The sequence below is a fragment of the Secundilactobacillus similis DSM 23365 = JCM 2765 genome (assembly GCF_001311075.1).
Classification (GTDB): Bacteria; Bacillota; Bacilli; order Lactobacillales; family Lactobacillaceae; genus Secundilactobacillus; species Secundilactobacillus similis.
Map to the genome: position 1 here is coordinate 22,761 of NZ_BBAD01000026.1, position 15,393 is coordinate 38,153.

The 15,393-nt window shown below is 47.1% G+C and carries 7 protein-coding genes and 4 pseudogenes; 7 read left to right on the forward strand and 4 right to left on the reverse strand.

What is annotated here, in order from left to right; translation table 11 throughout:
• The first annotated feature begins 103 nt into the window (after positions 1-103).
• Positions 104-1,671 (forward strand): annotated as a pseudogene (locus JCM2765_RS07700) (peptide chain release factor 3).
• An 86-nt stretch (positions 1,672-1,757) separates the two neighbouring features.
• On the opposite strand, the pseudogene JCM2765_RS07705 reads toward JCM2765_RS07700, so the two are convergent.
• Positions 1,758-3,178 (reverse strand): annotated as a pseudogene (locus JCM2765_RS07705) (C69 family dipeptidase).
• 325 nt (positions 3,179-3,503) lie between these two features.
• Here JCM2765_RS07705 and JCM2765_RS07710 point away from each other — a divergent pair.
• Positions 3,504-4,841: an FAD-dependent oxidoreductase gene (locus tag JCM2765_RS07710; RefSeq protein ID WP_054735789.1), complete on the forward strand. Its 1,338-nt coding sequence runs from the start codon at positions 3,504-3,506 to the stop codon at positions 4,839-4,841.
• A 187-nt stretch (positions 4,842-5,028) separates the two neighbouring features.
• A complete protein-coding gene (locus tag JCM2765_RS07715; RefSeq protein WP_054735792.1) occupies positions 5,029-7,680 on the forward strand; it encodes a cation-translocating P-type ATPase in 2,652 nt (883 codons plus the stop codon).
• A gap of 76 nt (positions 7,681-7,756) precedes the next feature.
• Here JCM2765_RS07715 and JCM2765_RS07720 read toward each other — a convergent pair whose 3' ends face one another.
• From JCM2765_RS07720 to JCM2765_RS07730, 3 genes and pseudogenes are all read right to left on the reverse strand, one after another.
• Positions 7,757-8,128 (reverse strand): hypothetical protein, encoded by a 372-nt coding sequence (locus JCM2765_RS07720; RefSeq protein WP_054735795.1) that lies wholly within the window; start codon positions 8,126-8,128, stop codon positions 7,757-7,759.
• On the reverse strand, positions 8,125-8,811 hold the full coding sequence (locus JCM2765_RS07725; protein WP_054735798.1) for a MucBP domain-containing protein: 687 nt from the start codon (positions 8,809-8,811) through the stop codon (positions 8,125-8,127). Before JCM2765_RS07725 ends, JCM2765_RS07720 begins: the two co-directional genes overlap by 4 nt.
• Before the next feature lie 504 nt (positions 8,812-9,315).
• Positions 9,316-11,573: pseudogene (locus JCM2765_RS07730) on the reverse strand (ATP-dependent Clp protease ATP-binding subunit).
• A gap of 319 nt (positions 11,574-11,892) precedes the next feature.
• Here JCM2765_RS07730 and JCM2765_RS07735 point away from each other — a divergent pair.
• The 4 genes and pseudogenes from JCM2765_RS07735 to ptsP all read left to right on the forward strand — a co-directional run bounded on the left by JCM2765_RS07735 (position 11,893) and on the right by ptsP (position 15,066).
• Entirely contained in the window at positions 11,893-12,642 is a 750-nt protein-coding gene (locus tag JCM2765_RS07735) for a class I SAM-dependent methyltransferase (RefSeq protein WP_173585542.1), read from the forward strand.
• A 78-nt stretch (positions 12,643-12,720) separates the two neighbouring features.
• The gene (gene ykzS, locus JCM2765_RS07740; RefSeq protein WP_054735801.1) at positions 12,721-12,912 is read left to right on the forward strand and encodes a protein YkzS; all 192 of its coding nucleotides are present in this window, start codon (positions 12,721-12,723) and stop codon (positions 12,910-12,912) included.
• 170 nt (positions 12,913-13,082) lie between these two features.
• Complete coding sequence (locus tag JCM2765_RS07745) at positions 13,083-13,349, forward strand: phosphocarrier protein HPr (RefSeq protein WP_054735804.1); 267 nt, start codon at positions 13,083-13,085, stop codon at positions 13,347-13,349.
• Positions 13,349-15,066 (forward strand): annotated as a pseudogene (gene ptsP, locus JCM2765_RS07750) (phosphoenolpyruvate--protein phosphotransferase). The gene JCM2765_RS07745 and the pseudogene ptsP overlap by 1 nt, the downstream one beginning before the upstream one ends.
• Positions 15,067-15,393: the final 327 nt, after the last annotated feature.

Below are 15,393 nucleotides of genomic sequence, written 5' to 3' on the forward strand. Positions count from 1 at the left end.
TTACGTCGGTTAGTTTCTTACGGCGGTTAGCGACAAGCGATGGTTAATCGTGTTATACTAAAAAATAGCGTGATTTTGAACGATAGGTGAAAGGAACAACGATATGACATTATCCCAAGACGTCGCAACACGGCGCACATTTGCAATTATTTCTCACCCTGATGCTGGGAAAACCACCATTACCGAACAGTTATTGCTGTTTGGGGGCGTAGTTCGTCAAGCCGGAACGGTTAAGGCGAAGAAGAGTGGTAATTTTGCTAAATCCGATTGGATGGAAATTGAACAAAAACGTGGGATCTCGGTAACGAGTTCCGTGATGCAGTTTGACTACGAGGGGAAACGGATCAACATCTTGGACACCCCTGGGCACGAAGATTTCTCTGAAGATACTTACCGAACCTTGATGGCCGTCGATTCAGCTGTCATGGTCATTGACTCTGCAAAGGATCGAACCCCAAACAAAGAAACTGTTCCAAATCTGTAAGATGCGGGGCATTCCGATTTTTACCTTCATGAACAAGTTAGACCGTGATGGTCGCGATCCGTTGGACTTGATCGCCGAATTGGAAGAAGTTTTGGGCATCGAAGGTTACCCAATGAATTGGCCAATTGGGATGGGTAAGGAATTGAAGGGCTTGTATGACCGTTACCATAAGCGGGTGGCCTTATTCCGAGCCGATTCTGATGAAACCACGTATTTGCCATTAGATGAAAATGGGGACATCAGCGATGATCAACCATTGAAGACCAACTCGTGGTACCAAGATGCGCGGGACAACATCGAGTTGATTGAAGACGCTGGGAACCAGTTTGATATGGATAAGATCGCCAGTGGGGATCAAACGCCAGTCTTCTTTGGGTCAGCTTTGGCGAACTTTGGGGTTAAGACGTTCTTGGAAACGTACCTCCAATTTGCGCCACAACCAGCTGCTCACCATACGCAAGAAGATGATGACGTTGAACCAACTGACGACCAATTTTCAGGGTTTGTCTTCAAGATTCAAGCTAATATGGATCCTAAGCACCGTGACCGGATCGCCTTTGTGCGAATCTGTTCTGGGATGTTCAAACACGGGATGGATGTGACGTTGGGTCGGACGGGTAAAACCATGCGGTTATCCAACGTGACCCAGTTTATGGCGGATACCCGTGAAAACGTGGATACCGCCGTGGCGGGAGATATTATCGGGCTCTACGATACCGGTAACTACCAAATCGGCGATACAATCTACACCGGTAAGCACAAGCTTCAATTTGAAAAAACTGCCACAATTTACGCCAGAACTGTTTGTTCGTGTTTCAGCAAAGAACGTGATGAAGCAAAAATCGTTCCACAAGGGGATCCAACAACTGGTTCAAGAAGGGGCTATTCAACTGTATACCTCTTATACGACCGGCGATTACATCCTTGGGGCCGTTGGGCAACTTCAATTTGAAGTCTTCCAGTTCCGGATGAAGAACGAATATAACTCAGATGTTGTCATGGAACCAATGGGCCACAAGATTGCCCGTTGGATCGATCCAGAACAACTGGACGAACGGATGTCATCAAGCCGAAACTTGTTGGTCAAGGACTTGAACGAAGAACCACTGTTCTTGTTTGAAAACCAGTTTGCGGAACGTTGGTTTAAGGATAAGTATCCGGACGTGACGTTGACGGCGAAGTTGTAATTTGTGAAATGCGTCATAAAAGCGTGATCTAAAAGTCATTAAGTGACTTTAGATCACGCTTTTTGTGTACCTGTAAAGTTAGGTTGTTACAAATTGACATCCATATTAAACGTCAGCTTCGACAACGTTAAACCTTGTTCGAATAACTGGTTGATCAATTGCGTCGTGCGTTCCTGAGTAACGTCAGCAATCGCGCGATTTTGGGCTGTTAAATAAGCAGTCAATTCAGCGCCGTCTAATTGCTGAGCCGCAGTATCCGTTGCCGCAACGTGAGCGGTGAAGGCCTGCTTTGAGGCGGTCAGAAAATCGATATCTGGTTGAATAAATTCAGCGTAGTGGGATTCGACCAAGACGGACAGTTTTCGGTACAACCAGTAGGCACTGACGTTATCGGCGTGCAGTGGTGTTGTGCTGTAAGTTGGGGCGGTGTCCGTTGCATTTGCGAAGAATGGGACGAATGGACTAAATGCTGGCACGCCTAAGCAGAGCCACATGATAGCTGATTGAGCAGCTGGCACGTCATTGCGGAGCTGGAGGACGTGAGAATTTTGGGTCCGGTTCATCGCAATTGGCCGGAATTTTGTTTTGAGCGCTTGTGGACCACGTCCCAGTGGGTCATAGTCGGTTTCATTGTAGTGGGAGCCTAAGATAGCTGACACGTCATCAACGCTAATTTTACGGTTTGCATGGCAGATGAATGGCAGGTCAGATGAATCGGGTTCCTGATGCACATCGGGGGTTAAATACCGTTGGCCGTACCAGACCCGTGGGGTGTTGTAGTGGCGGTCCTTTTCAGTATCCGTCCCGAAAATTCGACGGAAGTTCCAAGTTGTTGGGTCTGGATTCAAGTGGTGCTCACTGACGAAGTCTTGAATACCAGCTGACCACATAAATTGGTCAGGATCATCGAAATCTACGTTTTGAATGGCAACTTGATTGGCCGTCACAACGTAGGCATCGTCCGGAATGCGTTGGGCAACCCAGTGATGACCGGTAACGATTTCCATGTACCAAGCTTCATCGTGGTCGGCAAATAAAACGGCGTTGCCTCAGGGGAACCGTATTGCTTGATCAAGTCACCAAGCACGCTAACGCCGTGGCGCGCAGATGTGATCACGGGAAGGACCATTGTTGGCATCGTGTCTTCAGCAAGACCATCCGGAACTAATGGATCAAAGGCCAGTGCTTTAGGGTTACCGTAAACACTTTCTGTGGCGCTCATAGCAACATTATTAGCGTTAATGCCACTTTCTTCGTACAGGCCCTTTTCAGCGACTTCAACGTTGGGGGTTGCTTGGTAAGCCACACCGTTTTCAGGTAATGGGGCTTCGAAGCCGTTTTGAGTTGATTTTAAGATTTCGTGCCGATCGTGGACCGCCTCATGCATGTAAAATCGTTGTGGCGTGAGGGGGTAAAAGGTATCGTCATTTCGGGCGATTATGACGGAACCATCGATACTAGCGGCTTTCCCAACTAGAATCGAGGTACAGGCTGAATGTGGTTGCATAAAAAAACTTCCTTTATCGTTAAATTAACTCCTATGATAGCGTAGTTGCGTGAAAATTTGTGAAGAATTAGAAAAAATCATCGAGTGGTATGTCGAAAATTGCAAGTCGGTTACAATGCCGGCTTGCTCACTGAAAACTCGGTACACTTCAAGATACTTGTGTCTCGAAGTAGTTATACCAATTGATTCAAAAGCATTTACAACCGGGAAAAACTCGGGTAAAACAGTTTCACTTGTGAAATGTTGACAAGTGATGATGATTGTGTAAAATATAGTTGTGAACAAGTTAACGTTATAACCTGCACCCACATAGGAGGAATTTTTCATGAAAGTTGTTGTCATTGGTTGTACTCACGCTGGTACCTTTGCGACGAAACAAATTTTAGCGGAACATCCTGATGCGGACGTGACCGTTTACGAACGAAATGACGTGATTTCGTTTCTGTCTTGCGGCATCGCACTTTACCTTGGTGGTCAAGTGAAGGATCCACAGGGGCTGTTCTACTCGAGTCCGGAAGAGTTGGCTAAGTTAGGGGCCAACGTTCAGATGCAACATAACGTGAAGAACGTGGATAATGGCACGCACACCGTGACGGTTGAAGACTTGGCAACTGGTGAGACCAGTGTGCAACATTATGATAAATTAGTGATGACGACTGGCTCTTGGCCAGTGGTACCACCAATTCCTGGAATCGACAGTGACCGGGTATTGCTGTGCAAGAATTGGGCGCACGCACAAGCGTTATTTAAACAAGCTGCGAGTGCCAAACGAATCGCCGTGATTGGTGCGGGCTACATCGGGGCAGAATTAGCCGAAGCCTACTCGCTTGATGGTCATGAAGTGACCCTAATTGACGCGCAAGAACGGGTGATGCCCAAGTACTTCGATGCCAGCTTTACGGATAAAATTGAAGCCGATTACGAAGCGCACGGGGTTAAATTAGCGTTGAATCAAAAGGTGCAATCCTTTGAAACCAACGGTCAAGAAGTGACGATCAAAACTGATAAGGAAACGGTTACGGTTGACCTAGCAGTGCTTTGCATTGGCTTCCGACCAAACACGGAACTTTTAAAGGGCAAGGTCACGATGGCCGAAAACGGGGCAATTATCACCAACGATTATATGCAAAGTTCAGATCCAGACATTTTTGCTGCGGGTGATAGTGCAGCAGTTCACTACAATCCAACGGGTAAAAATGCGTATATTCCATTGGCAACCAATGCCGTTCGACAAGGCATCTTGGTTGGGAAGAACTTAGTTAAACCAACGACCCGCTACATGGGCACACAATCTTCATCTGGATTGGCACTCTATGGCGTTTCAATCTGTTCAACTGGTTTGACCTATGAAGCAGCCCATGCGCAAGGCATTGAAGCTAAGCAGGTGATCGTTGAAGATAATTACCGGCCAGAGTTCATGCCAACCACGTTACCCGTTCAAATGTCATTGGTTTACGATCCAGCAACCCGCCGAATTTTAGGGGGCGCACTGATGAGTAAGTACGATATTTCACAGTCAGCCAACTTGTTATCGGTTTGCATCCAAAACCACAACACAATTGATGACCTCGCGATGGTGGACATGCTGTTCCAACCAAACTTTGACCGACCATTTAATTACTTGAATATTTTAGCGCAAGCAGCACAAGCCCAAGAGGCTTAGTTGCTTAAAAGCTTACCTGACAATTGCGTTAGGTAAGGCTTTTTGATTTTGGTCACAAAAAAATCATGAAAAATTCTAATGGTAATCATAATATTTAACGTAAAATACGATACACTAGTAGTAGAAATACAATCTCATTTCACTATCTGATGATTTTTAATAGTGAATTAGGAAAGGACTGCTCGAGATGACAATGACGACTGCAACCCAAAGCCGGCAACAACTTGCCGAACAGTTAAAGACGGATCTATCCCGCGGCCTGACCAAAGAAATGGTGATGCAGCGGCAACAACTTGGCCGAAATGAACTTCAGGAAGAAAAGCCGCCTTCGCTACTTCAAAAAATCTGGCGGCATGTGTCAGATGTGGCTTCGTTAGTTCTTTTATTTGCAGTGGTGTTATCAACGTATCTCGCGATTGCGGTGAACGGTGGTTGGACGAAACCAATTGTGATTGGTGCAATTCTTGTCCTGAATATTGTTATTGGGATGTTTCAAGAACACAGTGCTGAAAAATCGCTCTCTGCGCTCAAAAAACTGAACGTTCACGAAGTTACGGTGATTCGTGATGGTCAGGCGCAAGTGATTAGCGCGACCGAACTCGTCGTTGGTGATCTTGTTCAACTTCGGGGTGGTAACCAAATTCCAGCGGATGGCCGATTAGTTGAAGCGGTTGCACTACAACTGGATGAAGCCATTCTAACCGGTGAAAGTGAACCCGTGAAGAAAACTGCGGACGCGTTAGCGAAGCAGGCAACTGAGTTGGGCGATCGGCGAAATGAAGTTTTTTCCGGAACTGGTGTTGCGCAAGGAACTGGTTTAATGGTGGTGACTGCGATTGGGATGGCGACCGAACTTGGCGCCATTGCCGGTATGTTGAACCGAACGAAGAGCCGGATAACACCGTTACAAAAACGGCTCAATCAGCTGTCCAGTCGGCTGACTGGTGTGGCAATCGTGGGTGGCATTGCCATCTTTATCCTAGGGGTCTTTTTCCAGGGCGAGCCACTGACGGACGCGTTGATGATTGGGGTCTCGTTGGCAGTTGCGGCGGTGCCAGAAACATTGCCGATCATTGTCACGATTAGCCTGGCCCATGGGGTAACTGCGATGGCGAAGCAACACGCAATTATGCGCCGGGTTGATGCGGTTGAAACGATTGGTGGCGTGAATGTGATTTGTTCGGATAAAACGGGGACGTTGACTCAAAATCAGATGACCGTTACGGATTACTGGTTAGCCGGGCAACCACAAGCGATTCAGGTGAAAAAGATGGCGTTAGCGGATGAGAATTTAGCCTTGATGCGCTTAATGGGATTGGCAACCAACGCTACTCGTGAAACCGTCAATGGTGAAATCGTTGAAGTTGGTGACTCAACTGAATTGGCGATCGTTCGCTGGTTGGCTAAGTTTGATCAGTCCCGGGCCCAATTTGAGACAGATTATCCTCGAGTAGCCGAGGATCCGTTTAATTCAACAAAGAAAACGATGGCGACCCTTCATCGGATGCCAGATGGACGGTATTTGTTAATCGTTAAAGGCGCAATTGATCATTTACCAGTTACGCAAACGGCGGCTCAACGGGCGGTAACCATGCGAATTCATGATCAGTTTGCGCAAAAGGCGTTGCGCGTGCTGGCGGTGGGGTACCGAATCTTTGATCACCAACCGACTGAATCGATCGAGGCGTTGCAAAGTGACCTTCAACTGAGTGGTTTGATTGGCATGATTGATCCGCCAAGGGATGCGGCGATTATCGCAGTCCGCCAAGCTGCTGACGCTGGCATTCGCACGGTGATGATTACGGGTGACCATTTGGAAACCGCTAAGGCGATTGCGAAACAAATTGGCATTTTAAAACCAACGGATCAGGTGCTGACAGGGGCTTCTTTGCGAACATTAAGCGATGAAGAGTTAACGCAGCGAATCGCAGACGTCAGTGTTTATGCCCGGGTATCGCCGGAAGACAAGATTAGAATCGTGACCGCTTGGCAGAGTCAAGGCGCAACGGTCGCCATGACGGGGGACGGGGTGAACGATGCACCGGCGCTGAAGGCTGCGGATGTTGGCGTTGCCATGGGCATCACGGGTACCGAAGTCTCGAAAAATGCCAGTGACATGATCTTGACTGATGATAATTTCGAAACGATCGTTGCGGCGATTGCCACCGGTCGGGCCGTTTATCAAAATATCTTAAAAGCTGTTGAATTTTTAATCGGTGTTAACTTTGCCCAAATCTTCTTGATGATTACGGCAGTGATGATTGGGTGGGGCGCACCGTTGATTGCGGAACAGTTATTGGTGATCAACGTGCTCGCCGATGGAATTCCGGGATTCTATCTCAGTCGAGAACCCGCTGAAGCGCAGACGATGCAACGGCCACCAATTTCGCGCCAAACGAGTATTTTTGCGGATGGGATGACACGTCGGGTGGCGGTTCGGACGACAACGTTTATTATTTTGACGTTGGGCATCTACGGCCTCGGCCGGTTCGGTTTAGCAAATAACGATCCAATGATTGGGTCGACGATGCTCTTCTTCACGTTAGCACTGGGATCAATGATCGATATTTATCCGATCAAGACTCGTCAACCGCTAACTTGGCAGTCAATTCGAGGAAATCATGCGTTGAACGTAGGGGTTTGCTTGGCCGCAGCCTTCGTCGTTGCAATCGCGATTATCCCTGGCTTACGCGAACTATTTTCAGTAACGACCATGCCGATGTTGAACTGGGTGATCGTTGGGGTGGCAATCTTTATTCCAAGTTGTGTCCTGGAGATTGCAAAACGTATTCGGTTAAAGCGACAAGATGTGCCACAGATGCTGATGTCGAGTGATTGATATTAGTTAGGTACTCTAAAAAAGGTCCCATGGCTCCCAAAATTGGGAAGCATGGGACCTTTTTCAATTGACGATGTTAATCAGCGGTGGTTGGTTGATGTTTTAGTCGAACATAGTGGGCCGGAATGATCCAATCGTGAGTTAAGCGATACCACATAATGCCGGCGGGATCTTCTAGTTGACCGGTGATCGTTACGGGCGTGTTATGGGCTAGTTCACCGATAATCAGACCATTTGGTGCATCGTAGTAGGAAACCGACTCGTTTGCAACGAAATCGATGCGCCCCTCAAAGTGAACGGCATCAAACTGTGGCCCAGCAGGAATGTCGTCATCATTATCGATTGGTGTTTGTGCTGGGCGGTCGGTGATCACGATTTTATCATTCAAAATCCATTGGGGACCACCGAGGTTGTACCAAACATCACCGTTCGTTAACGTCACCTTCATAAAAGCCGCCAAACGGAATGGCTGGGAAATTCGTACGGATGGCGCTTGCCGGCAGGTGTGTAATAAATTGGCGTTGACTGATTCAACTCTAGGTAGTAGTTGACCCGCTGGACAGATTGCCAATTGGACTGCCGAAGTAGGGCAATCAAAACTTGAGGTTGATCGGTAAAGTGACCGGTCAATGGTCGGCTAGCTTTAATCATCCGATACCCTTCAATTTTAGGTGTTTTGAAGAGAAAGGGGACGTTTAGTGGGCCGGAGAGTAGTTTTGGCACGGCAACGAGTCGCCCAGTATCGTAGTCGATGGGATAAAGAATCGCCGGATGGCCAAGCTTTTTAATAAAATGCAGGGTCATGATATGGTAGGGCGCGTCAAAAGTCGTGGTAAAGCCCTGAATATCTGCGAGCAAGTAATCATCAAATTGACGAAATTCTAAATGCAACGGTTCGCCCAGTTGGCCATTTAACCACTCCGGATCACTAAGGGCGGTGCCGGCCTCGTCAACGTAGCCAATCAAGACGACAGCGTTGGTCGTATTCACATTAGGGGTTGAAGGGGCAGCGTAGAATTCAGCTTGAGCTGGCACGTCGTTTTTAGTGGCTGGTTCCGCTTCCATTGGTGCGTTCGGTTGAGCGTCACTATCGTTACCAAATAGGCGCCGTAGCTGTTCTAAAAAAGTCATTCACACCCCTCCTCACTTAGTTTTAATTCTAGTATACCGCATGATGGCGAGAAATTAATAGCAGTTTGTGAGGTTTGTTTGGCATTTTTTCTTATGCGTGTTTTAACTGTCGGTAAGTGTGCGGAGCGAGACGGGTTGAGAGCGTAATGTAAGGGGGTTCGGTGAAAGCGCCCGGGTCTGGCGGTTTTATCGAAACCCCTTACATGCAGCTCTCAGTCTCGCGCAGCACCATTCGGCGTGGTGGTCAGAAAGCGCGTGGTTGACAAGTTCCTACAACTTCAGGAACCCTGGAAATAACAGCTAAAGTGGCGCCGAATTTTGTAGCCTAAACGAGCGCTTTTCAATGCGACTTTGGTGAGCGAAGAGACGACAAACAGCCAACACCCAAATCGCACCCAATGCTTACGCTGGACACAAACGACAACAAAAAGCACGTACCCACAAAGCAGGTACGCGCCTTAATGATAAGCGTCTCACAGAACGCTAATTGTTAATCATTGTTGGTTAATCATCGGAAGCAGTGGAAGTCGATTCTGCTGGTGCAGCCGGTGCTTCTTCTGCAAGGGTGATTTCACCATTTTCAATCTTAGCGACAAGGTTCTTAACGTCCGCATGATCAAGATAGTAGTCAGCGATTCGGTCTTCGATCTGTTCTTGGATGACCCGACGAAGTGGTCGGGCACCCATGGCTGGATCGTAGCCCAGATCAACGAGTTTGTCTTCGACTGGTGCAGTGACGTGAACGTGTAGCCCTTGGGTAGCTAACATGGCGTTGACATCATCAATCATCAGATCAACGATCTTCGTCAAGTTGGACTTGGTGAGGGCGTTAAATTCAACGATGTCATCAAACCGGTTTAAGAATTCTGGCTTGAAGTAGTTGGTTAATTGATCCAAAACAGAGTGGGTCTTGCCACTTGCTTCAGCACCGAACCCAACGTTGGCTTCAACATCACCAGTCCCTGCATTAGAGGTCATGATGATGATGGTATCCTTAAAGGAAACGGTTCGGCCTTGAGAATCGGTCAAACGACCATCATCGAGAATTTGAAGGAACATGTGCATGACGTCTGGGTGCGCCTTTTCAACTTCGTCTAGTAAGACAAGGCTGTAAGGATGACGCCGAACTTGTTCCGTCAATTGACCGGCTTCTTCGTAGCCAACATAGCCAGGAGGTGACCCGATCAATTTTGCCACTGAATGTGGCTCCATGTATTCGGACATGTCAAACCGAATCATGGCTTCCTTAGAACCGAAGAGTTCACGCGCCAATTGCTTAGCAAGTTCAGTTTTACCAACCCCAGTAGGGCCGACGAATAGGAACGAGCCGATTGGACGACCAGTGCCGTTCAAACCAATTCGGTTCCGACGAATGGCACGTGAAACCTTATCAACCGCTTCGTCTTGACCAATGACGTGGGATTTCAATTGCCCACCAAGGTCGCGGAGCTGTTCTTGTTCTTTGTTTTGAAGTTCGCCAACTGGGATACCAGTTTTTTCTTCTACGATTTGTTGCATGTCCGCTTCGGTGACCTTTGGTTGTTCGTCAGAAGACGATGCCGTTTGGGAACTCTTGGCGTTTTCAAGTTTTGTCACTTGATCACGGTAGTAGGCAGCTTTTTCGTAGTCTTCCTGCTTTAAAGCAGCTTGCTTTTGATCTTCGGCAGCTTTGATCTTATCATCGATGGTTTTAGGATCGACAACGTTGATCGTCAAATTCTTCTTTGAGCCAGCTTCGTCCAACAAGTCGATGGCCTTGTCAGGTAGGAACCGGTCTTGAATGTAGCGATCAGATAATTTAACCGCCGCTTCAATGGCGTCATCAGTATATTGAACGTGGTGGTAGTCTTCGTACTTCTTTTGAATGCCCTTCAAAATTTGAATGGCTTCTTCAGAAGAAGGTTCGTTAACCGTTACCGGTTGGAGACGACGGGCTAGGGCTTGATCCTTTTCAATATCACGGTATTCATTTAAAGTTGTTGCCCCAACGAGTTGGAATTCACCACGAGCAAGGGCTGGTTTCAAAACGTTACCAGCATCCATGCCACCCTCGGCGTTACCAGCACCCACGATTTCGTGAATTTCGTCAATGAACAGGATAATGTTCGGGTTCTTTTGAACCTCTTCCATTAATTGTTGCATCCGTTGTTCAAATTGACCACGGATCCCAGTCCCTTGAACCAGAGAAACCACGTCAAAACGGATAATCTTTTTATTGATCAGTTTTTGAGGAACGTCACCCGAAACGATCTTTTGAGCTAAACCTTCGACAACGGCCGTTTTACCGACCCCAGCTTCACCGATTAGGACGGGATTGTTCTTCGTACGCCGGTTCAGGATTTCGATGACCCGAGCGATTTCCTTATCACGACCGATCACGGGGTCAATTTTACCTTGGCTTGCAAGTTCAGTGAGATCGAGGCCATATTGACCGAGGAGTCCGCCGCCCTTGTTACCTTGGCCATTGTTGTTACCGCCCCTTGGGCCATTAGGCTGAGTAGGGGGAACTTGTTGTTGATAGCCCTGTTGACCATTGTTCAGATTACCATTTTGGATGGATCTGAAAATATCATCAAGCTGTTAAAACCAAATGGGTCTTGTGCCATACGTGCACCTCCGTTTCCAGAATTAGGGTTGTTAGATTGCTGATTCTTCAGCAATTGATAGCAATTTTGACATAAATCAACTTGCTGTCGCTCTCCATTAACGTTTAGGTAGAGATGAATTGTCGCTTCGCGTTGATGACAGTTCTGACAGAGCATATTTTGACTCCTTTCTCATTAAAGTCGTCAGGTCAATTGGTGTTAATTGTTTGACCAATCTTGACCATTGACCATATTATACAATATTCAAGTCGGAACGCAAGCGGTTTGCTCACGTTTTCAAGATAAAATTAGCACGACACTTGTGCGAGTGCTAATTCAAGTAATGTTGTATCGCAATCAGCGTTTCAGTGCAAGGATTTTGATTCAATTCACGAGATTGATGTTCAAGATATGAAGACCTTGACTATTCTTTCCTTCACGATGGCGGTACAATTGATGCACTTCTTTTTGAAGTTATTACATAGAAAATGAGATGATGTTATTGAAGTGGAATGCGCAACTATATGACCAGCAACACGATTTTGTGGCCGCTTACGGTAAGGGGTTGTTGACGTTTATTCCGCAACAACCGAATCAAGCGATTTTAGACCTTGGTTGTGGGACTGGCGGACTAACGGCACAGTTAACCCAATTAGGACATCGGGTACTGGGAATCGATAGCTCAGCAAGTATGATTGCCGAGGCGAAACAATCTCACCCCACGGCTGAATATCAGGTCCAAAACGCCCTTGAGATGACTTATCAAAATGAATGGGACGTGGTGTTTTCAAATGCCGTCTTTCACTGGATTTCCAACCACCAGTTGCTCATGAATCAAATTGCGCGGGCACTGAAACCAAATGGCGTACTCGTTTGTGAGTTTGGCGCTGCTGGCAATATTGCCACCATTGAACACGGCTTTGATGCGGCCCTACAACGTGTTGGCGGTCGGTATCAGTCGAGGTTTAATTTTGCAACTGCAGAAACGTTTGGCAATGAGGTTGAGCGCGCGGGAATGACGATTGAACAGGTTGAAACCTATGATCGACCAACGCCATTGAAGGGTGGCGAAGCCGGATTAGCTAACTGGGCCCGGCAATTCTTTGCCAGTGATTTGGCGCGATATAACGACCAGCAACAAACCGAAATTTTAACCATTATGGCCGATAACGTTCGATCGACACTCTGGGATGGCCAACAGTGGGTGGCTGATTATCGACGACTCAGGTGTGTTGCGCACCGATAACGGGATAAAAGTTGGGGGAACCGGCAACTTTTTGTTAAACTAGAACAGCAGACTAACGATGAAAGGGGGAGATGACAAGTGGCAACTGATTATACAGCACTAATGATGCAACTTAAAAATGGTGAAATCGATACGTTTACCGTTGAGCCGGCCGATTTTATGACGTTTCAAACCGCCTACATGGCGTTTGAATTCCGAAAACGCATCATTGGTAAGGCTGAAAAAAACGGGACCGTGATTTATCATTATGATCACGACCAAACACAATAAATTTAGTGATGTAAGCGGTTGATAAATGCTTACATTCGCTTGTATTTTAGTGCATTAATTGATATTCTTAGGATAAAGGTAACTTTCGTTGAATCTCGTGAAAACAATTTTCATGAAATCTAGCGATTGAGCCTATAAAGACTATAGTTCGTCGAAGGAGATCGATATTTATGGAAAAACGTAACTTCAAAATCACCGCAGAAACAGGGATTCACGCACGTCCAGCAACTTTATTAGTTCAAGCTGCTAGCAAGTATAACGCTGACATCACTTTAGAATATGATGGCAAGTCAGTTAACTTGAAGTCAATCATGGGCGTTATGTCATTAGGTGTGGGCCAAAACACTGACGTCACGATTGCTGCCGATGGCGATGACGAAAAGGAAGCTATGGAAGAAGTCGCTAAGACGATGAAAGAAGAAGGCCTCTCTGAATAATGGCCCGTCAGGTACTGAAGGGAATTGCGGCCAGTGATGGCATTGCGATTGCCGAGTCATATCGACTAGTTGAACCTGACCTTTCCTATTCTAATGCGCCCATTACGGACGTTAACGCTCAGATTACTCGGTTATCAAGTGCCATTGTTGCGGCTAAGGCTGATGTTGCCCGGATTAAACAACGGGCGATTCAAACAATGGGGGCTGATGAAGCAGCTGTGTTTGATGCTCATCTTGAAATTTTGTCTGATCCTGAGTTGATTCGTCAGATCGTTAAACTGATTCGTGACCAGCATTTTGGCGCAGAAGCTGCGTTAAAGCAGGTGACGGATCAGTACGTTGATTTGTTTGAGAACATGCAAGATAATCCCTATATGCAGGGACGAAGCAGCGATATTCGTGACGTTACCAAACGGGTGTTAGCACATCTGTTGGGGGTGACGTTACCCAATCCGGCAATGATCGATCATGAAGTCATTATTGTGGCGCATGATTTAACACCAAGCGATACTGCTCAGTTGGATCGGCGCTACGTGAAGGGATTCATTACGGATGTCGGTGGTCGAACATCTCATTCAGCAATTATGGCACGAACCCTTGAAATTCCCGCAGTTGTGGGGACTCAAAGTGCAACGGCAATAATTGAAAATGGTCAAACAATCATGGTTGATGGGTTACATGGAACTGGGCTGGTTGAACCGACAGCTTCAGAGATGACAAAGTACCAGCAAGCGGAACAACAGTTTCGTCAGCAAAAGATTGAGTGGAAACGACTCAAAGATGCACCGAGTGAAACACAAGATGGTATCACCCACCTCATTGCCGCTAATATTGGGACCCCGCAGGATCTACAAGCGGTGCTCGACAATGGCGGTGACGGGATCGGGTTGTTTCGGAGTGAGTTTTTATACATGGATGCCACCGATTGGCCCACAGAAGACGATCAGTTTGCTGCGTACCAATCAGTTGTGGCCAAAATGGTTGAAAAACCGGTCGTTGTTCGAACGATGGATATCGGTGGTGATAAAAAACTACCATATCTTAAGTTACCGGATGAGATGAATCCCTTTATGGGGTTTCGGGCCATCCGAATTAGCTTACAACGAACCGAAGTTTTCCGGACCCAACTCCGAGCACTATTGCGCGCGTCGGCATTTGGTAATTTGTGGATCATGTTTCCAATGATCGCCACCCTAGCGGAATTACGAGCGGCTAAGGCCGTCTATTACGAGGAACGTCAACGATTGATTGATGAAGGTCAAACAGTTGGTGAGGTTAAACTCGGCATGATGGTTGAGGTACCCGCAACCGCTGTGATGGCGGATCAGTTTGCTAAAGAAGTGGACTTTATGAGCATTGGCACGAACGACTTGATTGGGTACACCATGGCAGCCGATCGCACCAACGAACAGGTCTCTTACCTGTATCAACCCTATAATCCTGCGATTTTAAGGTTGATCAAACAGGTGATCGATGCTTGTCACCACGAGGCAAAGTCGCTGCAATGTGTGGCGAAATGGCCGGAGATCAGATTGCGGTACCACTTTTAGTTGGTATGGGATTAGACGAGTTTTCAATGAGTGCAACGAGCATGCTCAAAACCCGAGCACTGTTTCGCCGGCTCGATTCTCAGAAAATGGCGCGGTTAGTTGATCGTGCCATTCAGGCTCAGACCAATGAAGAAGTGGTCCAGTTAGTGGACGATGTTGTGTTTTAATCAACTAAATGAAGTACGTTGAATTTCAATTTACATTGAAGTTTGACGTGCTTTTTTTTGCGTCTGTTTTTATTGTCGCTTGTGTCCAGCGACAGTGTGCGGAGCGAGGCGGGTTGAGAGCTTAGTGTAATGGCACTTCGGTGAAAGCGCCCGGGCCTGGCGGTTTTATCGAAGTGCCATTACATGCAGCTCTCAGTCTCGCGCAGCACCATTCGGCGCGGTGGCCAGAAAGCGCGTGGTTGACAACTTCTTGTAACTTCAGGAACCCTGGAAATAACAGTTTAAGTGGCGCCGAATTTTGTAGCCTGAGAGCGCCGGTTTTCGCGC

Bases quoted from the DNA above. Each gene is read 5' to 3' on its own strand.
- JCM2765_RS07725 (WP_054735798.1), bottom strand. From the start codon at position 8,811: ATGACTTTTTTAGAACAGCTACGGCGCCTATTTGGTAACGATAGTGAC.
- JCM2765_RS07720 (WP_054735795.1), bottom strand. From the start codon at position 8,128: ATGAAGGTGACGTTAACGAACGGTGATGTTTGGTACAACCTCGGTGGT.
- JCM2765_RS07715 (WP_054735792.1), top strand. From the start codon at position 5,029: ATGACAATGACGACTGCAACCCAAAGCCGGCAACAACTTGCCGAACAG.
- JCM2765_RS07710 (WP_054735789.1), top strand. From the start codon at position 3,504: ATGAAAGTTGTTGTCATTGGTTGTACTCACGCTGGTACCTTTGCGACG.
- JCM2765_RS07735 (WP_173585542.1), top strand. From the start codon at position 11,893: ATGTTATTGAAGTGGAATGCGCAACTATATGACCAGCAACACGATTTT.
- JCM2765_RS07745 (WP_054735804.1), top strand. From the start codon at position 13,083: ATGGAAAAACGTAACTTCAAAATCACCGCAGAAACAGGGATTCACGCA.